This is a genomic window from Desulfosarcina cetonica JCM 12296 (assembly GCF_001311845.1).
In the GTDB taxonomy this organism is placed as follows: domain Bacteria; phylum Desulfobacterota; class Desulfobacteria; order Desulfobacterales; family Desulfosarcinaceae; genus Desulfosarcina; species Desulfosarcina cetonica.
This window is the reverse complement of record NZ_BBCC01000036.1, coordinates 1-21,951: the sequence shown is the minus strand read 5'-3', so window position 1 is coordinate 21,951 and position 21,951 is coordinate 1. Positions and strand designations below refer to the sequence as shown.

General features: G+C 59.8%; 23 protein-coding genes and 1 pseudogene. 17 read left to right on the top strand and 7 right to left on the bottom strand.

Annotated features, from left to right (window positions below; genetic code table 11):
* Positions 1-11 precede the first annotated feature (11 nt).
* The 14 genes from JCM12296_RS41670 to JCM12296_RS10650 all read left to right on the top strand — a co-directional run bounded on the left by JCM12296_RS41670 (position 12) and on the right by JCM12296_RS10650 (position 15,367).
* Positions 12-551, top strand: a complete 540-nt coding sequence (locus tag JCM12296_RS41670; protein ID WP_157067526.1) for an ATPase, T2SS/T4P/T4SS family — start codon at positions 12-14, stop codon at positions 549-551.
* A 40-nt stretch (positions 552-591) separates the two neighbouring features.
* A complete protein-coding gene (locus JCM12296_RS10710) occupies positions 592-1,098 on the top strand; it encodes a response regulator (protein WP_054692502.1) in 507 nt (168 codons plus the stop codon).
* A gap of 87 nt (positions 1,099-1,185) precedes the next feature.
* Positions 1,186-2,754: a PAS domain-containing sensor histidine kinase gene (locus tag JCM12296_RS10705; protein WP_054692501.1), complete on the top strand. Its 1,569-nt coding sequence runs from the start codon at positions 1,186-1,188 to the stop codon at positions 2,752-2,754.
* Positions 2,697-3,209 carry an ATP-binding protein gene (locus JCM12296_RS10700; protein ID WP_083456045.1) on the top strand — a complete coding sequence of 171 codons (513 nt, stop codon included), beginning with the start codon at positions 2,697-2,699 and terminating at the stop codon, positions 3,207-3,209. The genes JCM12296_RS10705 and JCM12296_RS10700 overlap by 58 nt, the downstream gene beginning before the upstream one ends.
* Complete coding sequence (locus JCM12296_RS10695) at positions 3,182-3,499, top strand: response regulator (RefSeq protein ID WP_083456044.1); 318 nt, start codon at positions 3,182-3,184, stop codon at positions 3,497-3,499. Before JCM12296_RS10700 ends, JCM12296_RS10695 begins: the two co-directional genes overlap by 28 nt.
* A complete protein-coding gene (locus JCM12296_RS10690; protein WP_054692486.1) occupies positions 3,496-3,924 on the top strand; it encodes a response regulator in 429 nt (142 codons plus the stop codon). The genes JCM12296_RS10695 and JCM12296_RS10690 overlap by 4 nt, the downstream gene beginning before the upstream one ends.
* 418 nt (positions 3,925-4,342) lie before the next feature.
* Positions 4,343-6,694 carry a PAS domain S-box protein gene (locus JCM12296_RS10685; RefSeq protein ID WP_054692483.1) on the top strand — a complete coding sequence of 784 codons (2,352 nt, stop codon included), beginning with the start codon at positions 4,343-4,345 and terminating at the stop codon, positions 6,692-6,694.
* A gap of 18 nt (positions 6,695-6,712) precedes the next feature.
* A complete protein-coding gene (locus JCM12296_RS10680) occupies positions 6,713-7,156 on the top strand; it encodes a FecR family protein (protein WP_054692481.1) in 444 nt (147 codons plus the stop codon).
* An 80-nt stretch (positions 7,157-7,236) separates the two neighbouring features.
* The gene (locus JCM12296_RS47330; RefSeq protein WP_054692478.1) at positions 7,237-7,839 is read left to right on the top strand and encodes an OmpA family protein; all 603 of its coding nucleotides are present in this window, start codon (positions 7,237-7,239) and stop codon (positions 7,837-7,839) included.
* 81 nt (positions 7,840-7,920) lie between these two features.
* A complete protein-coding gene (locus tag JCM12296_RS10670) occupies positions 7,921-9,765 on the top strand; it encodes a CHASE2 domain-containing protein (protein ID WP_054692475.1) in 1,845 nt (614 codons plus the stop codon).
* Entirely contained in the window at positions 9,750-10,847 is a 1,098-nt protein-coding gene (locus JCM12296_RS10665) for an ATP-binding protein (RefSeq protein ID WP_054692473.1), read from the top strand. Before JCM12296_RS10670 ends, JCM12296_RS10665 begins: the two co-directional genes overlap by 16 nt.
* Positions 10,844-11,440 carry an NAD(P)H-dependent oxidoreductase gene (locus JCM12296_RS10660; RefSeq protein WP_054692470.1) on the top strand — a complete coding sequence of 199 codons (597 nt, stop codon included), beginning with the start codon at positions 10,844-10,846 and terminating at the stop codon, positions 11,438-11,440. The genes JCM12296_RS10665 and JCM12296_RS10660 overlap by 4 nt, the downstream gene beginning before the upstream one ends.
* Positions 11,410-12,222, top strand: coding sequence for an NAD(P)H-dependent oxidoreductase (locus JCM12296_RS10655; protein ID WP_172683846.1), 813 nt, complete (start codon positions 11,410-11,412; stop codon positions 12,220-12,222). Before JCM12296_RS10660 ends, JCM12296_RS10655 begins: the two co-directional genes overlap by 31 nt.
* Before the next feature lie 34 nt (positions 12,223-12,256).
* A complete protein-coding gene (locus tag JCM12296_RS10650; RefSeq protein ID WP_054692464.1) occupies positions 12,257-15,367 on the top strand; it encodes an ATP-binding protein in 3,111 nt (1,036 codons plus the stop codon).
* A gap of 79 nt (positions 15,368-15,446) precedes the next feature.
* Here the strand turns inward: JCM12296_RS10650 and JCM12296_RS38135 are convergent, their stop codons facing one another.
* Positions 15,447-16,052 carry a chromate transporter gene (locus JCM12296_RS38135; RefSeq protein ID WP_218188041.1) on the bottom strand — a complete coding sequence of 202 codons (606 nt, stop codon included), beginning with the start codon at positions 16,050-16,052 and terminating at the stop codon, positions 15,447-15,449.
* 44 nt (positions 16,053-16,096) lie between these two features.
* Here JCM12296_RS38135 and JCM12296_RS39760 point away from each other — a divergent pair, with 44 nt between their 5' ends.
* Positions 16,097-16,381 (top strand): hypothetical protein, encoded by a 285-nt coding sequence (locus tag JCM12296_RS39760; protein WP_172683844.1) that lies wholly within the window; start codon positions 16,097-16,099, stop codon positions 16,379-16,381.
* On the opposite strand, the pseudogene JCM12296_RS50385 reads toward JCM12296_RS39760, so the two are convergent.
* A pseudogene (locus tag JCM12296_RS50385) lies at positions 16,324-16,731 on the bottom strand (chromate transporter); the annotation flags it as partial. The gene JCM12296_RS39760 and the pseudogene JCM12296_RS50385 sit on opposite strands and share 58 nt — an antisense overlap.
* Positions 16,732-16,982: 251 nt before the next feature.
* Between JCM12296_RS50385 and JCM12296_RS44125 the strand changes: the two are divergent.
* Together JCM12296_RS44125 and JCM12296_RS44120 are read left to right on the top strand one after the other, a co-directional pair.
* Positions 16,983-17,555, top strand: a complete 573-nt coding sequence (locus JCM12296_RS44125) for a type 2 periplasmic-binding domain-containing protein (protein ID WP_246804145.1) — start codon at positions 16,983-16,985, stop codon at positions 17,553-17,555.
* Positions 17,556-17,562: 7 nt separating this feature from the next.
* Positions 17,563-17,718: a hypothetical protein gene (locus JCM12296_RS44120; protein ID WP_246804144.1), complete on the top strand. Its 156-nt coding sequence runs from the start codon at positions 17,563-17,565 to the stop codon at positions 17,716-17,718.
* Positions 17,719-17,795: 77 nt separating this feature from the next.
* On the opposite strand, the gene JCM12296_RS44115 is transcribed toward JCM12296_RS44120, so the two are convergent.
* The 5 genes from JCM12296_RS44115 to JCM12296_RS10610 all read right to left on the bottom strand — a co-directional run bounded on the left by JCM12296_RS44115 (position 17,796) and on the right by JCM12296_RS10610 (position 21,792).
* Positions 17,796-18,542: a formate/nitrite transporter family protein gene (locus JCM12296_RS44115; RefSeq protein ID WP_246804143.1), complete on the bottom strand. Its 747-nt coding sequence runs from the start codon at positions 18,540-18,542 to the stop codon at positions 17,796-17,798.
* Positions 18,431-19,045: a response regulator gene (locus JCM12296_RS44110; protein ID WP_246804142.1), complete on the bottom strand. Its 615-nt coding sequence runs from the start codon at positions 19,043-19,045 to the stop codon at positions 18,431-18,433. Before JCM12296_RS44110 ends, JCM12296_RS44115 begins: the two co-directional genes overlap by 112 nt.
* 18 nt (positions 19,046-19,063) lie before the next feature.
* Positions 19,064-19,435, bottom strand: coding sequence for a response regulator (locus JCM12296_RS10620; RefSeq protein WP_054692449.1), 372 nt, complete (start codon positions 19,433-19,435; stop codon positions 19,064-19,066).
* Positions 19,432-21,369 (bottom strand): cache domain-containing protein, encoded by a 1,938-nt coding sequence (locus tag JCM12296_RS10615; RefSeq protein ID WP_054692446.1) that lies wholly within the window; start codon positions 21,367-21,369, stop codon positions 19,432-19,434. Before JCM12296_RS10615 ends, JCM12296_RS10620 begins: the two co-directional genes overlap by 4 nt.
* Before the next feature lie 159 nt (positions 21,370-21,528).
* Positions 21,529-21,792, bottom strand: a complete 264-nt coding sequence (locus JCM12296_RS10610; RefSeq protein WP_054692443.1) for a hypothetical protein — start codon at positions 21,790-21,792, stop codon at positions 21,529-21,531.
* Positions 21,793-21,951: the final 159 nt, after the last annotated feature.

The window sequence follows — 21,951 nt, the reverse complement described above, 5'->3', positions numbered from 1 at the left end:
CCCAGCGGCTGGTGCGCTGCATCTGTCCGACCTGCCGCACGGTTGATCAACCGGATGAAGAAATCCGCCAGGCGTTGAATATCATCGATCCGGATTTCAGCGCCTTTCGCGGCACCGGCTGCGACGACTGCAACGGCAGCGGCTACCGGGGACGCATCGGTGTTTACGAAATTTTCCAGGTCGACAACGAAATCAAGCGCATGATCCACCAGGGGGCCGCGGAGTCCGAACTGCTGCACGCCACCCGACTGACCGGCATGACCACCCTCTTGGACGACGCCCTTCAAAAGATCAGCGAAGGAATCACCACCTGTGAGGAAGTTCTGCGCGTCTTCGGACCCCAAAACACAACCCAAATCACCTGTGTTCATTGCAATAGCCTGATGGAACAACGTCACCATTTCTGTCCGTATTGCGGCAAGGAACTGATTAAACGCTGTCGGCAGTGCTGCCAGCTGCTGGCCCGGGACTGGCACCATTGCCCCAAGTGCGGCATCCCCACCCAGGCCGACGGCGAGGCAGACCCACCGCCAACCCAATGTTTCTCATAACCGTGGCAATTCGCCATTTTTGGAAAGGAACCCATCGAACATGGCCCAACACGCAATCCTGATGGTGGATGACGAACCCCACGTTCTCAAAGCCTTCCAGCGCGTCCTGCGTAAGGCGCCCTACACCCTGATGACCGCAGGCGGCGGTGAGGAAGGGCTCAATCTGCTCGAAGCCCGTGAAGTCAGTCTGGTGATCAGCGATTACAACATGCCCGGGATGAACGGACTGGATTTTCTGAGAACCGTCAAAACACGCTACCCGCACATCCTGACGATCATGCTCACCGGTCAGGCGGAAATGCAGGTCGCCATCCAGGCGATCAACGAGGCCGGGGTTTACAAATTCATTCAAAAGCCATGGGATGATACCGACCTCAAAATCACGATCCAACGCGCCCTGGAAGCCATCGACCTGGCCACCGAGCGAGATCGTCTCCTGCAGAAAATTCGCAGCCGGGATGCCATCCTGAAGGCGCTGGAAAGAAAACATCCGGGCATCACGCGGGTCGAACGGGATGCGGAAGGCTATCTGGTTATTGAAGAATAGCCCCTGGGCTATGGGGAGGATCCATTTCTCCATGAAAATCCAATTCACCCTGCCCCATCCGCCGCGGGATGCGTCCATGAGGAATCCATGAAGGATATCGTTGTTGAAGAACGCTTCCGGGAATTGTTCATGAACATGCATGATGGCGTCGCCATCTACCGGGCATCCGACAACGGTGCGGATTTCATTATCCAGGGCGTCAATCCCGCAGGCGCCAGACTGGTTCAGGTGAATGCCACGGCAGTGGTGGGACGCAGCGTCCAGGCGGTGTTTCCGGGAATCGTCCAAATGGGGCTGTTGGATGTCTTCCGATCCGTCTGGCACACCGGCCATCCGCGGCAGCATCCGATCACCCGCTACAAGGACGGAAAGATCCGGTTGTGGGTGGAGAACTACGTCTGCCGCCTCGGCACCGGAGAAATCGTCGCCATCTTCAGGGACCTGACCGCGCATAAAAATGCCGAGAAGCAGCTGCGCCAGAGCGAACAAACCATGAAAACCGTCCTCAATGCCAGCCCCAACTATGTCTCTGTGAAGGATCACCGGGGGGCCTACCTGCTGGCCAATCAAACCATCGCCGATCTCTACGGGATGCCGGAAAAGGAGATGGTCGGCCGAACGGACATGGAACTGGCCGAACGGGCCGGCCTCCACGTCGCCGATGTCCAATCTTTATGCCGTCATGACGCCGAGGTCCTTGACCGCCAGCAGCCCTTGACCGTCGCCAAGGAAAACTTCATCCGAAAAGACGGAACGGTGCACTGGCTGCGCACCGCCACGATCCCCATCCGTCTTCCCGGCCATCCGCGCTGCGTGCTAGGCGTGGCCACGGATGTCACCGACCAGGTATCCGCCGAGGAGCAACGCACCTTGCTCTTCACGGCCATCGCGCAAAGTCCCGAGGCCATCGTCATCACGGACCGGGAAGGATGCATCCAGTATGTCAACCCGGGTTTCGAGACCACCACCGGCTATTCCCGGGCCGAAGCCGTGGGAAAAAGCTCACGCATCCTCAAAAGCGGCCGGCAGGACGACGCCTTTTATCACGCCATGTGGCAAACGCTGACCCAGGGCCGCGTGTGGAGCGGCCGCATCGTCAACCGACGAAAAAACGGGGAGTTTTTCACCGAGGAGGCGACCATCTCCCCGGTGATCGCCGAAAGCGGGCAGATCACCCACTATGTCGCGGTCAAACGGGATATCAGCAAGGAGATCGAAATCGAGACCCGCCTGCGGCAATCCCAGAAAATGGAGGCCATCGGCACCCTGGCCGGCGGCATTGCCCACGACTTCAACAACATCCTGACCTCGACGATCGGCTTTGCCGAACTGGCCCTCGACGAGGTGGAGAAGGGCTCGCCCCTGGAGGATTACCTCAAGGAAATCCGCATCTCGGGCATGCGCGCCCGCGACCTGGTCAACCAGATCCTGGCATTCGCCCATCAGACGGAGGAACGCGCCGAACCGTTCAACCTTGGCAGTATTGTCAGGGAAGTGGCCAAACTCTTGCGCGCAACAGTACCCGCAACCATCGCCATCCGTCTGACCGTGGAAAGTGAGGTCACCGTGCTGGCCGACCCCACCCGGATTCACCAGGTTTGCATGAACCTGTGCACCAATGCGGTCCATGCCATGAAGCGCGTGGCGGTGACCTGACCATCACCATCGGCGACGTTCTCCTGGAAGCCGGCATCGAGGGCCTCATGGATCCGCTCAAGGCCGGGCGGTATGGGGTACTCGCCATCTCCGATACCGGTTGCGGGATCCCGGCCGAAGAGATGGGATCGATTTTCGAGCCCTATTTCACCACAAAGGATGTCGGCGAAGGCACAGGCTTGGGACTGGCCGTGGTACACGGTATCATCAGTGGTTATGGCGGCGACATTCAGGTGACCAGCACACCCGGTCAAGGCAGCTGCTTCAAGGTTTTCCTGCCGTGTATCGAAAACCCGGACATTCCTGAGAAACCCGCCTTGGCCGAACATCTGCCGGGCGGGACAGAGCACATTCTGATCGTTGACGATGAGCTGGTGATTGCCCGCGTGGGCGCCAGGATGCTGGAACGTAAGGCTATCGTGTCACGATTCGCACCAGCAGTATCGAGGCCCTGAACCTGTTCAAAAACAAACCCCAGGCCTTCGATCTGGTACTTACCGATATGACCATGCCCAATCTGACCGGCGACCGATTGGCCGCCGAGGTGCTGGCCATTCGACCGGACATACCGGTCGTCCTGTGTACCGGCTACAGTAAAAAAATCGACGCCGACACAGCCACCGCGTTAGGTATCCGGGCCTTGATCATGAAGCCCTTTTCCACCCATGACATGCTCCCCCTGGTCCGCCGCGTCCTCGACGGCGAGCGGGTCAAGATGGAATCCGCTGAAAGCCTGTCCCGATGACAACGCACCGCCAATATATCATCCTGATCGTTGACGACGATCCCCAGATCCGCAAGCTACTCAATGTCACGCTCAGACGGTCCGGCTATGCCACCCTGGAAGCTGCGGATGGTCATCAGGCCCTGCGCCGGTTCCGGCAAACGCCCGTGGACCTGGTCATCACCGACTTGATCATGCCGAAGAAGGAAGGCATCGAAACCATCCTGGAAATGCGCAAAGAACGACCGGCAATGCCGATTATCGCCATTTCCGGCGGGGGCCAGCTCGATCCCCGGACCTATCTGGATATCGCCGAAAAGATCGGCGTGGTGGAAACCATGGTCAAGCCCATCGACATCGCCAGACTGGTGGCGCGGGTTGCCGCGCACCTGGCCGGTGGCCCCATCCCGCACCAAAATTGTTCACAATCGCAGAACAAGGCTTGAACTTCACTTAAAAACCGAATAATTCAGGAGGGAGTTCAGCATTCGGGCAAACACCACCACGACTGCCTGCATGCGTCTTCCGCCCGCCAGTGCGGCGTGTGACAATCCTCTTGGGCAAAGGGCGGGACGACGCCAGCGGACAAACCGTATCCTGCAACCCATAGCTTGCCAACGGACCGATGGACGAAAGCACCCCCGCTACCATGGCCAAGGAGATCAGTTGCCGAATTACGCGCTCGCTACTCATCCATATTCGTGAAAACAACCACGGCAGGTTGGGCGACCTGCTGGTGGGGCTGCCCGTGGACGAACCCTTCCTGATGGATCCGGCCCATTGGATTTCGCATGCCCTGCTGCAAACCCTTTATGCCCGGATGATTGCCCTTCTGAACGATAAAAACGCCGTCTATCACCTGGCTTGGCCACCGACCCCTTCGAGGCCCTGGGGATGGGGGGATGGATCGCCCGGTTACTCGGCAATCCAAAATGGGCATATACCCGAATATCCACCTACAGCCGATCCACAACGACCATTGACACCCTCAAAATCCATGAAATCGGAAACGGATGGGCCGTTATCACGGATCATTTCCATGACGGTCACCAGCGGACGCCATTCGATGGCGACTATGTCCGCGGTCTGCTGGCCGCGCTGCCCACCCGGATGGGGCTGCCCCAAGCCAAGGTGGAGGAACGCCAACGCACGGCATCCGGTCCGGCGTGCCGGTATCGCATTACCTGGACGCCCTTCTCGGGCAATTTTCTCACGCGATTTTATCGCCGGTGTAAAAGCCATCGCCAAACCGTCGCCCAGCTGATCGAAGCCAACCGGCGCCTGACCCAGAAAAACGCCCAGCTGGTTGATTCCGAACGTAAATACCGATACTTGTTCGAAAATGGATCGGACCTGCTTTGCATCCACGACCTGGAAGGCAACTTGATCGAGACCAACCTGCCTTTCAAGGAGGAGTACGGCTGGCAACACGAGGATACTCAGGGGATCAACATTCGCAGCTTTCTGCCCGACCGCTATAAAGCCGATTTTAAGAACTACCTCTCCCGCGTGACCACCCAGGGGTTCGATGATGGGTATATGCGCATGACCACCCGTTCGGGACGCGAAGTGACGTTGGAGTATCGCAATCGTCTGGTTCGGGACAGTGATGGCAGGCCAGTGGGCATCCAAGCCGCCGCCCGGGATGTTACCGAGCGGATGCGCTACGAGCTGGCACTCAGGGAAAGCCAGGAAAAATACAAAGAGCTGGTTCAGTTCGCCCCTGCCGGAATCTTCGAACTCGACCTGGCCTGTCTGCGGTTTACTGCGGTGAACGACGTCATGTGCCAATATACCGGTTACAGCGAGAATGAACTGTTGGCCATCGACCCTTTCGTCCTGCTGGACGAAGCCGGCCAGCTGAAAATCCGCCATCTTTTGGAAGCGCCGCCCGTCGGTCAGGCGGCGTCCCTGGGGCTTGAATTCAAACGCAAAGATGGCGAAATTCTCTCGGTGATCATGAATTTCAAGTTCTTCTTAGACAATGGCCAACCCAAGCGAGCCATGACCGTCGTTCACGACGTCACCGCGATCAAAAAAACCGAGGCCGAGAAAAAAAATCTCGAAAACCGCCTGGCCAATGCCAAGCGCCTCGAATCCCTAGGCACCCTGGCCGGCGGCGTGGCCCACGACCTGAACAACATTCTTTCCGGCATTGTCAGTTACCCTGATCTCCTGCTGCTCGATCTTCCGACGGACCATCCCTTGCGCCAGCCCCTGCTGATGATCAAAAAATCGGGTGAAAAGGCCGCCGAAATCGTTCAGGATCTGTTGACCCTGGCCCGCCGCAATGTGGGTACCAAAAAGGTGGTTCGGCTGGAGGGCATCGTCAACGATTTCCTCGCTTCCCCGGAATACCGCAAGATCATGGGCGATCGGCCTCAGCTGAGTGTTCAGACCGATCTTCGGCCCGGCACCCTGACCGTCCTCGGATCGGCCACCCACATTTCCAAGACCCTGATGAATCTGGTGGCCAACGCCGCCGATGCCATGCCCTCGGGCGGCCGGATCACCATCCGCACCCGGGACGGCTACATCGACACGCCTCATCCGGGTTTCGAGATCATCCCCGAGGGGGAATATGCCATTCTGGAGGTCGCGGACAGGGGCATTGGCATCGCCGCCACCGACCTGGAAAAAATCTTCGAGCCCTTCTATACCAAGAAAGTCATGGGCCGCAGCGGCACGGGGTTAGGAATGTCGGTGGTGTGGGGAACGCTCAAAGACCATGGCGGCTTCATCGACATCATCACCGAGGAGGGTGCCGGCACGACCTTCGTGCTCTACTTCCCCGGTTCACGCACCCAGGAAGAGGATACAGGTTCCGTTTATATCGACGACTACCTGGGCAAGGGCGAATCGATCCTGGTGGTCGACGATTCCCCGGAACAACGTGACCTGACGCGCCGGATGATGCAACGGCTGGGCTACGGCGTGGACCTGGCCGCCAGCGGGGAGGAGGCCCTGGCCATGATTGCCGAGCGGACCTTTGACCTCTTGGTCCTGGATATGATCATGCCCGGTGGCATGAACGGGCTGGATACCTACAAGGCGATCATCCAACGGGTTCCGAACCAGCGTGCGATCATCGCCAGCGGTTATGCCGAAACCGAAAGCGTCCGCGAAGCCCAACAGCTGGGCGCCGGCAGTTACATCAAAAAGCCCTATACGCTTGAGAAGATCGGTTTGGCCGTTCGGGCCGAACTGGATCGCTAACCCCAAAAGGAGGCATGCATGCAAATCATACTTTTCCGACGGCTCTGTCTGGCGTTTTTGTTGGCCGGCATGTTTTCAACGGCCGCCCACGCCTTCGTGGGTGTGGTCAAAACCGTAGAGGGTGAAGCCACCATTACGCGCAAGGGCAAAACCCTGAACGTGGTCACCGGCATGGAGATCGAACAGGCCGACATCGTCCGCACCGCCCGTGACGGCCTCGTCGGTCTGATCTTCTCCGATGACAGCATGATCGCCTTGGGACCGGGCACCGAAATCAGCGTTGACGATTACCTGTTCGAGCCCTTGGGGAAAAAACTCTCACTGGTCATCCAGCTGATCCGCGGCACCATGTCGTTCATTTCGGGTCAGATCGCCAAGCTCGCGCCCGAATCGGTACAATTGGTCATGCCCGCCGCCACCATCGGTGTGCGCGGGACCCATGTACTGATGAAAGTCGAATGAAACCACCCCCGCGCGTTTGGGGGGTAATCCCAAGCGTGGATCCATCCGGTTTTATCACAGAAGAAAGGACAAGTGATCCCATGCACAGATATCCTTCCGTTTGGATTGTTCTGGCGGCCATGATGCTCGTCGCGGCCTGCAGTCACCGCTCCGTGGTGGCCCTGGTCCCCGACCCGGATGGCGCCGTCGGCCAAGTCACCGTTTCCAATGCCGCCGGCAGCATTGCCATCGATCAGGCCAACCAAACCACCGTGATCCGCGACGATCAGACGGTGCCAAGCGCACCGACAACGGTCGACGCGGCACAGCTCGAAAAGCTGTTCGGCGCCGTTGTGAACACCCCAATGCCGCCACCGGTCCACTTTATCCTGCACTTTCAGTCCGATTCGGACCAGCTCTTGCCGGTGTCCCGGAAGGCCCTGCCCAAAATTCTCACGGCCATTGCGGCACGTATGCCCACACGCGTTTCCGTGATCGGGCATACCGATACCGTGGGCAACGAAGCCTACAACGTGGCCCTCTCCATGCGACGCGCCCAGGCGGTCCGGAAATTGCTGGTGGACAGTGGCATTGCGGACAACATAATCGACGTTTCCTCCCATGGCGAGGAAAACCTGTTGATCAAAACCGCCGACAACGTCGCCAATGCCCAAAACCGCCGTGTGGAAGTGGTGGTCCGCTGATCCGCACACCCGTCGACGGCCCACCGCAAGGACGGCCACCCGAGCAAAAACATCATCGTACCGGTCAAATGCACGGCGCCTATGCGAAACTCCAAAAACAACCTCGACCCCTCGGCACGTCTGGTGGTCGTCTTGGCGCTCCTCCTGGCCCTCGCCTGGTCCGCCGTGGTCGTCATCCATCCTTTTTTTATTGGTCACCTGGAACTGAAACTCACCGACGCCATTGTGGCAACGGCGCCGAATGTTCCCATCAGCGACCAGGTCGTCGTGGTGGAAATCGACGAACAGTCGCTGGCCACATGGGGGCAATGGCCCTGGCCGCGCACCCGCCTGGCCTGCCTGCTGGAAAAACTCAAGGCCCTGGGCGCCAAGAGTATCGCCCTGGATTTCATCATGGCCGAACCGGATCGCACCGGACGGCCCACCGCCAGCCCTGGCGGCGCCAACGGCACCTCGGCATGTGCATCGGAAGTGATGGTCAGAGAAACGCCGGACGGCCCGACCGACAACGATGCGGTTCTGGCCGCCACACTGGCCACGGGACCGTTTGTCCTGGGCTATGGGTTTGACTTTGGCGGACATGCGCCGCCGTCAAGCGCATGTCATCTGCCAGCCCTTGAAATCATCAACATCCGGCACCCCGCCCTTGAGGTCGGCGGTATCCACTTCTACGAGGCAAAGGGTATCATCTGCAACATCCCTCAGTTGGCCGTCAACGCGCCCTATGCCGGATTTTTGAACGGGCAACCCGATGGGGACGGCCTGTTGCGACGGCTACCCCTGATCATCACCTATAACGGCACCTGTTATCCGAACCTGGCCCTGGCCGCCTTGCTGGCCACCCAGCCGCATGAGCCGCTCACGATCTGGCAGCGGCAGGGCGAACAGAACCGCCTGGTTTTCGGCCCTCATACGATTCCCATCGACGAGAACGGCAATCTGCTGATCCATTTCACCAAGAACCAGCCGCGCCTGCACCACTTTCCGGCCACCCAGGTCCTGGCCGATCAGCTCTCCGCACGGGCCGTCCGGGGCCGGATCGTCCTGGTGGGGCTGTCGGCCATTGGCTTGACCCCCGTCTACCAAACGCCTCAGGACAGCCATGTCACCGCCGTCGACGTGCATGCCCAGGCGGTCGAGACCATCCTGTCGGGCAGCACCATTCGCCGATATGCCGGGATCGTGTACGCTGAAATCCTGCTGGCCCTGCTGGTCGCGGGACTGTACGGCCTGTGCATCGCCCGCCTCGAATTTCTGCCCACGATCCTTACCGGCGCAGCCGGCCTCCTGGTATTGGGCATCGGTACACATGTCCTCTTCATCAGCCGCCGGATCCTGGTACTGCCGCTTCTGCCCGCAGCGGTGATCATTTCCGGCGGCCTTTTTTTGATGCTGTTCAAGTACTGGACACGTCAGCGCAAGGCCAGCCAACAGCTACGCAATGCCCTGGTGTTGATCAAAAACAACGAACGCCATCTCAACGCCATCATTCAGACGATCCCCGATATCGTTTTCCGGTTGGACGAAAGCGGCCGGATCACGTTCATCAGCCCGGCGATCACCAAGTATCAAAAGGCCCCCGAGACGCTGATCGGTCGTCACATCCTCGACCTGGTGAATCCCGAGGACAAAGCCGCAGCCGCCTTCCGCATCAACGAACGGCGCACGGGCCCACGCGCCACACGGGATATGGAGCTGCGCCTGCTGCTCTCCCTCGATGGCGACGCCAAAGCCTGCGGCGGTCGTTATTTCAGCATCTCGGCCGAAGGGATCTACACCCCATCCCAGGCGGACAAACCGTTGTTTGCCGGGACCCAGGGGATCGCCAAGGATATCGACGAACGCAAACATCTTGAACGTCGGCTGGAACGATCCAAAAAGATGGAGCCATCGGCAGCCTGGCCGCCGGCGTGGCCCACGACCTGAACAATATCCTCAGCGGACTGGTCAGCTATCCGGAATTACTGCTATTGGACTTGGCCGCCGATAATCCCATGCGCAGCAAGATCGAAACGATCCAGCGCTCCGGTCAACGGGCCGCGGACATCGTCCAGGATCTCTTGATGATCGCCCGTCGCGGGGTCAAGGACCACTTGGTGATCAATCTGAACCACATCGTGAGCAGTTACCTAGATACCCCCGAATGCAAACGTCTTTTGGAAAAACACGCCGACATCCGCATCACCACCGAACTGGCCGACGACCTGATCAACATCCGGGGATCCCATCTGCACATCCTGAAAATGATCATGAACCTGGTGGGCAACGCCGTCGAGGCCATGCCAGCCGGCGGAACCATCACGCTGACGACCTTCAATCGCTATCTGGACATGGAAGTCGATCGGTATGAACGCATCGTCGAGGGGGAGTATGTGATCTTGCAGATCGTCGACGAAGGGGTCGGCATCGCCGCCGAGGATCTGCATCGCATCTTCGAACCGTTCTACAGCAAGAAACGCATGGGCCACAGCGGGTCCGGCCTGGGCATGACCGTTGTCTGGAACACGCTCAAGGACCATGGCGGATTCGTGGACATCCACAGTCGTGAAGGTGACGGCACCCGCTTCGATGTCTACCTGCCGGCCACCCGCGAGGAGATCGGCAAGCCGGCGGAACGGATCGTGCTCCAGGATTACACCGGCTGCGAGACCCTGCTCGTCGTCGATGACGTTCCGGAGCAGCGCGACATTGCCGTGCGCATGCTCGGCAAGCTGGGGTATCGGGTCACCGCGGCAGACAGCGGAGAGGCCGCCGTGGATTATCTTCGCACCCAAAGCGTGGATCTTCTGGTGCTCGACATGGTCATGCCACCTGGCATGGATGGGCTTGCGACGTATCAAAAGATTCTCGAGATACGCCCGGCGCAGCGCGCCATCATCGCCAGTGGCTATGCCCCTTCCGATCGGGTCAAGGCCATGCAGGTATTGGGCGCCGGCGGGTATCTGCGCAAGCCGTACACCTTGGAAAAAATCGGCCTGGCCGTGCGACAGGAACTGGATCGCCAATGAACGTCATCGTCCTCAACGGCAGCCCCAAAGGCGCCAAAAGCGTGACCCTGCAGTATGTGGCCTATATCGCAAAGCACTTTCCCGCCCATACGCTGAAGACGATTCATATCTCCCGGCGCATCCGGCACCTGGAAAGGGATGTCGCCGCTTTCGATGCCGTCATGGACGAAATTCGGGCCGCCGACGCCATCCTCTGGGCCACGCCGGTCTACCATCTTCTCGTCCCCGCGGGCTATAAACGGTTTATCGAGCTGGTATTCGAGAAGAACGCCGCTGCGGTCTTTGACGGAAAACCCACCGCCGTTCTGACCACCTCGATCCACTTCTACGACCACACCGCCCACAACTATCTGCACGCCATCTGCGACGATCTGGCCATGCGCCATGTGGGCTGCTATTCGGCGGACATGTACGATTTGCTCAAGGCCCCGGAACGCAAACGCCTGGCGGCCTTCGCCGCGCTGATGTTCACCGAGATGGCCAGCCAGCGACCGGCCCACCGGCAATTTCCCCCGTTGGTCTGGTCCGGCGGCACCTACGCGCCGGCGGGCAGCCCCATCCCGTGGACCCGGGTGGCCGGCGGGTCCTTTTGATCACCGATGAACTTTCCCCGGCCACCAACCTGGGTAGAATGATTCAGCGCATGCGCACCTGTTTTTCAGGCGGCATAGAGACCATCGACCTATCCGCCGAGGGTCCCCAGGGAGACTGCCAGGGATGCCTGCGCTGTGCCGATGCCAACATCTGCGTCTACCAGGGCCACGACGCCTTCATGGAGCTCTTTCGTGATCGCGTCATGAAGGCGGATATTCTCATCCTGGCCGGGACCGTGACCGACCGCTATTTATCCGCACGCTGGAAGCGGTTTTTCGATCGGTCCTTTTTCATGGGTCACGTGCCCGCCCTGCGCGGCAAACAGATCGGCCTGCTGATCTCCGGCCCGCTGACCCAAAACGCCAACCTGCGGCAGATCCTGGAGGCCTATATTGAAATGCAGCAGGCCCATCTGGCCGGTATCGCCACGGATGCGCCCACCTTCTCAGGTGCGATCGACGACCAGGTGGACGCCCTGGCCCAGCGCCTGGTGGCCTGCGCCGAGCATGGTTTTATCGGTTCGTCGACCTTCCTGGGCCATTCCGGCAGGATCCTTTTCCGCGATGAAATCTGGGGCCGGCTGCGATTTCCCTTTCGCGCCGACTGCCGGACATTCCGACGCCTGGGCGGGTTCGATTTTCCCCAGCGGCACTGGCGCTCACGCCTGACAAACGCCCTTTTGCTGTTTCTGTCAAGTTTCGCCCCATTCCGCCGACATCTTCAAGGGCGGATGACAGATGAGATGATCCGGCCCTTTAGACGATATCTGAAAACCCGCTAATGAGCCTGCGACGATCGCGTACAGATGGATGGCAATGACACCCGAACGTAACATCTCACTGCAAACCTTTATCTCACGAGAATTCTTCAAGGCCGCCCTGCTGCCCCTTTTGGTCATCGAAGTCACCCTCCTGGCCTTGTATTTCCTGATGAACACCCACCTCTTTGATAAGTCCGTCGGTACACTGCGCGTCGACCGACTGTCCCATTTGCAAGGCATCACCGAAAGTCAGGCGCGTATTGTGGGCACCCAGTTGCAGGGCGTGTCCCAGTTGGCCCGGGTTCTGCAGCAGGAAACCACCCGTTTTTTCGACCATCCGGAGCAGTTTTCCCTGCCCGACCCGCCGCCGTCATTCGGTTTTGCGCCCAACGGCGTCTATCATAAACAAATTGACAACGGCGGCTGCAGCCTCTTCTACTCCGGCCGGACGCCGATCGCTGACCGGGAAACGGACAAAGCCCTGCGCAGCGAAAGGCTCGACCCGCTCTACAAGGCCATCGCCGACACCGACGCCAACGTCGTCGCCGTGTATCTCAACACCTTTGACTCCATGTCACGCTACTATCCCTTTTTCGAGAACGTGTACGCGCAGTTGCCCGCCCGCATGAACATCCCCAAATACAATTTCTACTATCTCGCCGACTTGGCGCACAATCCCGGCCGCGGACCGGTCTGGACAGCAGCCTATCTGGATCCCATGGGCATGGGCTGGATGATGTCGTGCATCGTACCGATTTACCGGGATGATTTTCTCGAAGGGGTCGCCGGCATCGACGTGACCGTCAAGAACTTCATCGACAACCTGCTCGGCCTCCAACTGCCCTGGGGCGCACACGCCTTTTTGGTGGATGCCCAGGGGACGATCATGGCCATGCCGCCGGAGGTCGAGCAGATATTCGGTCTGAGTGAACTTTCGGACTTCCGTTACCACACCCAGGTGGAACACGACACCGGCAAGCCGGAGACATTCAATCTTCTCGCATCGATTCTGGCGGATGTGCGCCAACCGGTTGCCGGTCTGATGAAGACCCAAAGCGGGTCGATCGAACTGTCCCTTGGCGGCCAGACCTATCTGGTCTGCCAGACAACCGTGGCGGCCACCGGCTGGAAGCTCATGGTGATTGCGGATCGCAAAACCATCCTGGATCCCATCCTCCACCAGGAACAGTATGCCCGTCTGATCGGATACGCCGCCATCGGCTTCATGATCCTGTTCTATATTCTCTTTTTCCTGTACCTGGTGACCAACACCCGCCACCTGTCGGGACGCATCGCCGATCCCATCAGCGGATTGTCCACGGCCATTCAGCGGCTGGGCGTCGGTGTGTACGAAACCCAGATGCCGCCCAGCCCGGTGGTCGAACTGGACCGCCTCACCGACAACTTCACATCCATGGCGAACGACCTCAAGAAGCTGCATGAAGATCTCCAGCGGCAGGTCGCGCATGCCAACCAGGCGGAAAACAGCGCTCGGCGTGCCGAGGAACAACTCAAGGAACACCAGACGCATCTGGAACAAATGGTCGCCGAACGCACCGAACAGCTGACCCTGACCAACGACCGCCTGCAGGTGGATATCGCCGAACGCCGGCGTGTGGAAAAAATGCTCGATGTCGAACGCCGTCAGTTGCTGTCCATCTTCGACAGCATCGACGAACCGATTTACATCAGCACACCGGACACCTATCAACTGTTGTATGCCAACGAAGCGATCAAACGCACTTGGCCATTCTGGTCGGAGGGGAAATGCTACGAGGTGCTGCAGAACCGTCAATCCCCCTGCCCTTTTTGCACCAACAGCATCATCTTCGGTGAGAAGTCGGGCCAGGTACATATCTGGGAGCATGAAAACCAGTCCAACGGCCGCTTTTACCGATGCATCGACAAGGCCATCCAGTGGCCGGACGGTCGCCGGGTACGCTACGAGATGGCTATCGACATCAGCGAACAGAAACACGCCGCCGAAGAAAAACTGCGGCTCATGGCACAGCTGCAGCGCGCGGAAAAAATGGAAGCCTTGGGGACCCTGGCGGGCGGCGTGGCCCATGATCTGAACAACATCCTGAGCGGAATTGTCGGCTATCCGGATCTTTTGCTGATGCAGCTGGGTCCGGCCGATCCCCTGCGCAAACCGATCCAGACGATCCGGGAATCCGGTCTGCGCGCCGGCGCCATCGTTCAGGATCTCTTGACGCTGGCCCGGCGGGGCGTGCCGGTCATGGAGGTCACCAATCTCAGCGAGATTGTCCTCACCTACCTGACCACGCCGGAACATCGGCACCTGATGCACCATCACCCCCAGGTTCACTTCGACACCGACTTGGATCAAAATCTTTTGAACTGCCTGGGATCGCCGGTGCATCTGTCCAAAATGGTCATGAACCTGGTCTCCAATGCCGCCGAGGCCATGCCGGACGGCGGTAAGATGCTGATCACCACGGCCAACCGGTATGTGGACCGGCCGCTCAAGGGCTACGAAGCGGTCCAGGAAGGGGAGTATGCGGTGCTGCGCGTTGCCGATGCGGGCATCGGCATTTCACCGGAAGATTTGGAGCGCATCTTCGAGCCCTTCTACACCAAGAAGAAAATGGGCCGCAGCGGCACCGGCCTGGGCATGGCCGTGGTCTGGGGAACGGTCAAGGACCATCTGGGCTATATCGAAGTGCATAGTGTGCCGGGCCGGGGGACGACCTTCGAAATTTACCTGCCGGCCACCCGCCAGGTGCCGACGGCCGATCAGGCACCCCTGGAAATCGGATCCCTTCGGGGCCATGGGGAAACCGTGCTGGTCGTGGATGATGTGCGGGTCCAGCGTGAAATCGCCCGCGAGATGCTCAGCACGCTCGGGTACCAGGCCGTCTGCGTCGAAAATGGCGAGGCGGCGATCGCCTATCTGAACAAGCACCCGGTTGACATGGTTCTCCTGGACATGATCATGGAGCCCCACATCGACGGACTCGAAACCTACCGGCGGATCATCCGCATTCGCCCCGGTCAGAAGGCGATCATCGTCAGTGGCTTCTCGGAGACCGCGGCAATCAAGGAAGCCCAACGTCTGGGTGCCGGACCGTATGTGAAAAAGCCCTACACCCTGCAGACCCTCGCGAAAGTCCTCAAGACGGAGTTTGCCGGCGGAATGGCCTGAATCCCGGATGCGTAACGGCAAATCGGCCGTTACGGACCACGGTGCCGTCCTTCCCCCAACCGCGCATGGCATCCTGGCGTCAGGCCATCATCCGCCAGACAACGCCAGACGCCGCGCCCAGCAGCACCAGGTACTGGATGGGGAAATGGAATCGCTGCAGCAACACCAGTGAAATGGCCATGGACGCCAGTGCGAACGGATCCACACCGCTGGCGGGCCAAACGACATTATGGCCGAACCAGACGGCCAGATTGAGGATCACCCCCACCACCGCCGCGGTAACGCCGGTCAACGCGGCCTGGATGCGCTGGTTGCCGGCCATGGCCTCGATAAAGGGTGCGCCGGCGAAAATGAAGAAGAAGCACGGTAAAAAAGTCACATAGGTGGTCACCAAAGCGCCGATGACTCCGGCCAGCAACGGATCGAGCCCGCCGGGCAGATGCCAGCCAGCCAGGAAGCCGACATATTGGGTCACCATGATGAGCGGGCCGGGCGTGGACTCGGCCAACCCCAGGCCGATGAGCATCTGCCCGGTGGACAACCACCCGCTGGACACGGCCACGGCGGTAATATAGCTCAAAACGGCATAGGCCCCGCCAAAGGTGACGAAAGCGGCCTGGGTAAAAAACAGCCCCACCTGGGTCACGGTATCCTCGCTTCCCCGCCATATCCAAATGCCGCCCACCACCGCCGCCCAGAGCACGAAGCAAGTGAAAAAACGCGGGCCACATGGCCGAGCGTCGGCTTGGACCGGCTGGGCAGCCGCGCCTCTGCTTCGACCCGGCACTCACGGGTGTTGGCGTCGAATTGTCCCTTGCAGAATACCTGGGGCAGGCGAGGCTGCATGAGAAGGCCGGCGACGGCGGCTGCGGCCACGATATAGGGAAAGGGGATGTTGAAGAAAAAATGGCGATAAAGGCCACGGTGGCAAAGGCATGGAGCACGCGGTGGCGAAGGGCCTTTTTACCGATGCGCAGCACCGCCTCGATGACCACGGCGACCACCACCGGCTGAATGCCGTAGAAGGCCGCCGCCACGGCCGGGATATCGATATGGGCGGCGGCCAGGTAGCTGAGCAGCAGCATGACGAATATCGAAGGAATCACGAACAGCGATCCGGCCGCAATTCCGCCCCAGGTGCCATGCAGCCGCCAGCCGATGTAGGTGGCCAGTTGCTGGGCCTCGGGTCCGGGCAACAGCATGCAGAAGTTCAGCGCCCGCAAAAATGCATTCTCGCCCAGCCAGCCTCGGCGTTCGACCACCTCCTGGTGCATGATGGCGATCTGTCCGGCCGGCCCGCCAAAGCTGATAAAGCCCAGCTTGGTCCAGAATTTGAGCGCCTCCGGAAAGGACGCCGTTGACATCGGTCCCTTATGGGGTGAATGGCTCATGTTTATTTTTCCCGTTTGAAGGTGCTTGATTTCTGCATGTCTTTGAACGAAGATAATGCTTATCAACCGATGAATCAAAGCACCACCGGCATGGAAACCGGCTTCTCCGCAAAACAACGATTGTCACCCTCGTCCTGAAAATCGATCAAGCGATTCCATCGGCAGCATACAGAATCCTAAGTTCGACATATTTCAGATTCGTCATGATCGATTCGGAGGGATAGATGCGACTTTCAGGCGCGTTGCTTGTTTTTCTCCTCGTTACCGGCTCGGCCTTTGCCGAGGATCCGATGAAGTTTGTCTATTTTGAAGACTTCGCGCCCTATTCCTATCGGGAAGATGGCTGCATGAAGGGCATTCTGATCGATGTCACCGACCGGATCGTCCGTACCCAAATGGGTCTTTTGGTCCGTCACACGGGATACCCATGGGAAAGGGCGCAGGCAATGGTAAGAACCGGCGAAGCGGATGCCTTTATTTCCGTTCCCACACCGGCACGAAGCGTATACGAACATCGGCAGGGTTCCGGTGTCAACGGTAACCGTGACGCTGTTCAGCAACCCGGAAAACAGCCGCGTTCGGGAAATCGAAACCGTCAAAACCGTCTCCGATTTACTGCGGTTCACGACGGTCAGTTACATCGGCAACGGCTGGACCCGAAAAAATCTTGGGAAGCGGCAGGTGGCCTGGGTTCCGACGCTGGATCGAGCCTTGTTTCTGATATCTCAAAACCGATACGACGTTTACATCGGCGGCGCGATATCGACCGGTTATCATATCAAGAAGCTGGGATATGAGAAAAGCGTGATTCAACTGCCCAACGTATTGGAATCGACCTCGCTCAACCTGTGTATCGGCAAGTCATCCGCCTATGCGTCGATTCTACCGGCCTTTGATACGGCGCTGAAGGCATTGATCAATGGGGGTGAACTGGAGAAAATCCATGCGGCCTACCGATAATCGGGAATCGCATGGCCGATCCAACGGATGGCCGTCTTCCCATGCCGGGGAAGACGGCCATGGCGGATTGGGCGGATCTATCGCGAAGGCCTGAGGTAGGCGCCCCAGTAGCCGAGGCCCACGAAAACGGCACCGCCGATGATGTTGCCGACGGTCACGGGGATCAGATTCTTCACCACGAAGGCTCCCCAGGTCAGCGTCGAAAGGTCGAGTCCCGTGGCACTCAACCCGGCCCAGCGGCTGAGAAAAATACCCGTCGGGATGAAGTACATATTGGCAACGCAGTGCTCGAAGCCGATGGCCACGAATCCCATGATGGGAAAGAAGATCGCGAAGATCTTGCCGATCGTCTGGCGCGAGGCCAGGGCCATCCACACCGCCAGGCAGACCATCCAATTGCAGCCGATGGCCCGTACAAAGGCCTCGCCGGTGGAAAGGTGCACCTTGGCGTAGGCGGTCTTCAAGGCGACCAGCCCCAAGGCGCCGTTGCCCGTCTTCCAGAGCCCCGACGCATAGAACAGGAGCGCCAGTAAAATCGAGCCGATGAAGTTGGCGCCGTAAACCAGCCCCCATTTGGCCAGGACCTTGCGCCAGGTGGTGCGTCCGGTGATCACGCTGGAAACCATGAGGTTGTTGCCGGTAAACAGCTCCGCGCCGGCGATGACCACCAGCATGAGCCCGAGGCTGAAGGCGGCGCCGGTGACCAGCTTCTTCAGTCCGATGCCCAGGGCGGGCGCATGTCGAAGGTCACCGACGCGGAAAAAAGGCCGCCGAAACCGATATAGGCGCCGGCCATCACGCCGAGGACGAACAGGGAGAGCCATGGGGAGGTGGCCTTGGCGACCCCCACGGTCTGGGCCACGGTTTCGGCGATGATTTTGGGTCCCTTGTCATCGAGGCTCTGGGTGGGGAACTTCTCCATGAACTTCTCGAACATCCCCATGGTCTTCTTCTCCTGGAGCAGTTTGGCCGAGATGGCCTTGTTGACGGCCTTGGAAATTTCCTCGGGCGTGAAGGGTTTGGGCAGGTAGTCCATCACGCCGCGCTTCATGGCCTCGGTGGCGCGGTCCACCGACGGATACCCGCTGATCATCACCACCGCCGATTCCGGCGCCTGGGTCTGAAGCCGGGAGACGACGTTCATGCCGTCAAGCTCGGGCATATGCCAGTCGCAGAGGATGACCGTGTAGGCCTTGGTTTGGGCCATGTCGAGACCGTCCAACGGATTCGTGGTGGTGGTCACCTCAAAGCCCTCCTCGGTAAAAATGCGCTGGCAGGATGCCAGTACCGCCGTATCGTCGTCTATGATCAACATCGTTTGTGCCATTTCCCTGTTCCTCCCGTTTTAGCGTGGTTCATCAACTTGCGCGATCGTATGCCGCACGGCCTGCAAGAGCTCGTCCGGCGTAAAGGGTTTGGCGATAAAATGGTCCGCCCCCAGGCGACGGCCGTCCGCGATGGTCCCGGCGGTCGAATAGCCGCTCATCATCAGGATCGGCAACCCGGGCCGGATCCGGCGGGCCCGGGCGATCATTTCAAAGCCGTCCCGGCCGGGCATCTTGATGTCGGTCAGCATCAGGTCGAAATCGCCATCGGCGAGCATTTCTTCTCCTTTCTCCACCGTGCTGGCCGTATGGACGTCCATGCCCTCGGCCTCCAGGACCCGTCGGCAGCTTCGGATCACGATGGCATCGTCATCGACAATCAACACTCTCATGACTGGACCTCCGGAAGTTCCTGCCCTCCATCCTGCGGACGGTGGGGCAGCCAGATGGTAAAGGTGGCGCCGGATCCGGGTTTGGATTTGACCGTGATGACCCCGCCATGGCGCTGAATGATGCCGGCCGATACGGCCAAGCCCAATCCCGTGCCCTTGCCCACGGGCTTGGTCGTGAAAAAGGGATCGAACAGCTTGTCCAGGTGATCGGGCAGGATGCCGCTGCCCGTGTCGGCGATGCTGATTTCCACACCGCCTTTCGGCCCCTCGCCGGCATTGCGGGTGGTGATCTCGATCCGGCCGCCGGCCGCCATGGCGTCGAAGGCGTTGAGGATCATGTTGATCAACACGCTCTGGCACTGGTTCCGGTCGAGCACCAGAATGGGCAGGGTCGGGTCGGGCTTGAAAACCAGGTCGATGCCTTTGATCAGGGCCTGGTTCTCCATCAGCCGGATACTGTCCTCGACCAGCACGTTCACATCCATGGCCGTGGGGGTGAGTTCGGTCTGGCGGGAGAAGTCGAGCAGGCTCTTGACGATGCCGCGCACCCGTTCGGTCTGGGCGGCCACGACCGCAAGATCGTCGCGCACGTCCTCGGGCAGGTCCGTGCGGCGCAGGATCAAGTGGGTGAAGGTCAGGACGGCCGTCAGCGGATTGTTGATCTCATGGGCCACGCCGGCGGCCAGTTTACCCACGCTGGCCTGCTTCTCCGACTGGATCAGGCGGGTTTCACTCTCCTTGCGCTGCATCCGTTCCCGCTCCTGCAAGGCCTCCACCATGACCATGAACTTCTTCTGCAGCTGGCCGATGTCGTCGCTGGAAATCGGTCCGATGTTCGGATGGAGGTTGCCGCTGGAGATCTCCGCGCTGGCGCGGATGAGATAGCTCACCGGCCGCATGATGCGCCCGGTGAGCAGCCAGCTGAGCACGATGGCGAAAAGCACGCCGGCCAGGGTAATGCCGGCGAACATGGCGATGGCCTTATTGCGAATGTCCGCGTACTTGTTCTCCAGCACGCCCACGTAAAGCATGCCCGCCCGGTTGCCGGCGATATCGGCCAGCGGCTCATAGGCGGTAATGTACCAGTCGGCCAGCACCATGGCACGGTCGGTCCAGCGTTTGCCTTCTCCCAGCACGCGACGGGCAACCTCCGGTGAAGCGTGCGTTCCCAGGGCGCGGTTGCCGGCGGCATCCTTGACGCTCGTGGCGACCCGGAGATCGTTATGGAAGATCGTCGCCGTTCCCACGTGGCGCCCTTTGTAGATCTCGTTCTTGAAGACCGTCTCACCGATCTTGTCGACGATTGCCGTATCGCCATTGAGCAGGCAGCCGCCGTAGAGCACACCGACCCTGCGGCCGTCGGCGACGATCGGGACCGCCGCGCCGATGGTCAGCCCGTCGCTGGATCCAGGCACCAACGGAGAGGCATGCATGGTGCTTCGGGCCTGAACGGCCAATTCCGGATCCTCGGCGCGCAACTGGGCATCGCTCAGGACCACGGTTCCGGCAATGGGCTGGTTCCGCTCGACCACCCAACGAACCAGGGGATTTTCGCTGATGACGCGATTCTCCGGTGCAGGGTTGCCGGCACGGAAAAAAACCTGCCCCGCCATATCGGTAATCCCCAGAAAGTCCAAATGGATACGGTTGGCCAAGGCATTGACCGACGGGGGGACCGATGAAGGATCGGCAACCATCGCCGCCTGGCTCAGGGTCGTCGTGGAGGCGATGGTTTCCATGGCCATGCGGATGGTGTCGACCCGATCATCATAAATCACCCGCGCGACGTTGAGATCTTGGCGGATGCGGTTATGGGCCTCGTCGAGCACCGACTGATATAAACGGTTTCCGCCGACGAGAATCGAAATCAAGCCGACGAGCAGGGATACGGCGATGAGGCTGGCGATCAGTTTGAAGCGTATGGAGTGGAACATGGCGGCATCCGGCAATGGGAGTTCAGCAGTCGCGAGGCGGCTCGCACGAATCGCATTTCTCACGCAATCTGACGAACAGGTTGCGGCCAACAGGGTTGACCTGCGCGTCGCCCTTACCGACTGACTACGGCAAGACCCATGCCTTTTCTGCGAGAATGATCAAAATCCGAAGGGTGAGACATTCATCAGGAAAAATGGAAGGAAAGAATCGGGCTGAATATTCAAGGGGATTAAAGGTGCTGCGAGGTCTCGCGGGGGATTGGAAGCCGATCTATCCGCCGATCCGGTGTACCGATCGGCGGGGTTGACAGAATAAGGAAAGGCGTCAGGTTTTTTTGCAGATCGATAAAAAAGGCTAAAAATGTGCGCGGCCTGCGGCGCATTCTTCTCTTTTCCGGCCTGGCCGCTACGCGATGACGGCATTGCCCCTCCGACGGCTACGAGCCTGCTCCGGCACGGCCCTCCGCGTCTGCGGGATCAATGCCGCCACGCTACGCTGCTGCCTGGCTCACTGACCTGGGAGGCAAACCAGCCGGAAACCAATGTCGTCGTCCCGGTCGTCGGGTGAGTTCCCGCCGCGGA

Coding starts and splice junctions, on each gene's coding strand:
- JCM12296_RS10710 (WP_054692502.1), top strand. CDS start 592: ATGGCCCAACACGCAATCCTGATGGTGGATGACGAACCCCACGTTCTC.
- JCM12296_RS10705 (WP_054692501.1), top strand. CDS start 1,186: ATGAAGGATATCGTTGTTGAAGAACGCTTCCGGGAATTGTTCATGAAC.
- JCM12296_RS10690 (WP_054692486.1), top strand. CDS start 3,496: ATGACAACGCACCGCCAATATATCATCCTGATCGTTGACGACGATCCC.
- JCM12296_RS10680 (WP_054692481.1), top strand. CDS start 6,713: ATGCAAATCATACTTTTCCGACGGCTCTGTCTGGCGTTTTTGTTGGCC.
- JCM12296_RS47330 (WP_054692478.1), top strand. CDS start 7,237: ATGCACAGATATCCTTCCGTTTGGATTGTTCTGGCGGCCATGATGCTC.
- JCM12296_RS10670 (WP_054692475.1), top strand. CDS start 7,921: ATGCGAAACTCCAAAAACAACCTCGACCCCTCGGCACGTCTGGTGGTC.
- JCM12296_RS10660 (WP_054692470.1), top strand. CDS start 10,844: ATGAACGTCATCGTCCTCAACGGCAGCCCCAAAGGCGCCAAAAGCGTG.
- JCM12296_RS10650 (WP_054692464.1), top strand. CDS start 12,257: ATGACACCCGAACGTAACATCTCACTGCAAACCTTTATCTCACGAGAA.
- JCM12296_RS39760 (WP_172683844.1), top strand. CDS start 16,097: ATGGCCGAGCGTCGGCTTGGACCGGCTGGGCAGCCGCGCCTCTGCTTC.
- JCM12296_RS44125 (WP_246804145.1), top strand. CDS start 16,983: ATGCGACTTTCAGGCGCGTTGCTTGTTTTTCTCCTCGTTACCGGCTCG.
- JCM12296_RS44115 (WP_246804143.1), bottom strand. CDS start 18,542: ATGGCTCTCCCTGTTCGTCCTCGGCGTGATGGCCGGCGCCTATATCGG.
- JCM12296_RS44110 (WP_246804142.1), bottom strand. CDS start 19,045: ATGGCACAAACGATGTTGATCATAGACGACGATACGGCGGTACTGGCA.
- JCM12296_RS10620 (WP_054692449.1), bottom strand. CDS start 19,435: ATGAGAGTGTTGATTGTCGATGACGATGCCATCGTGATCCGAAGCTGC.
- JCM12296_RS10615 (WP_054692446.1), bottom strand. CDS start 21,369: ATGTTCCACTCCATACGCTTCAAACTGATCGCCAGCCTCATCGCCGTA.
- JCM12296_RS10610 (WP_054692443.1), bottom strand. CDS start 21,792: ATGCCGTCATCGCGTAGCGGCCAGGCCGGAAAAGAGAAGAATGCGCCG.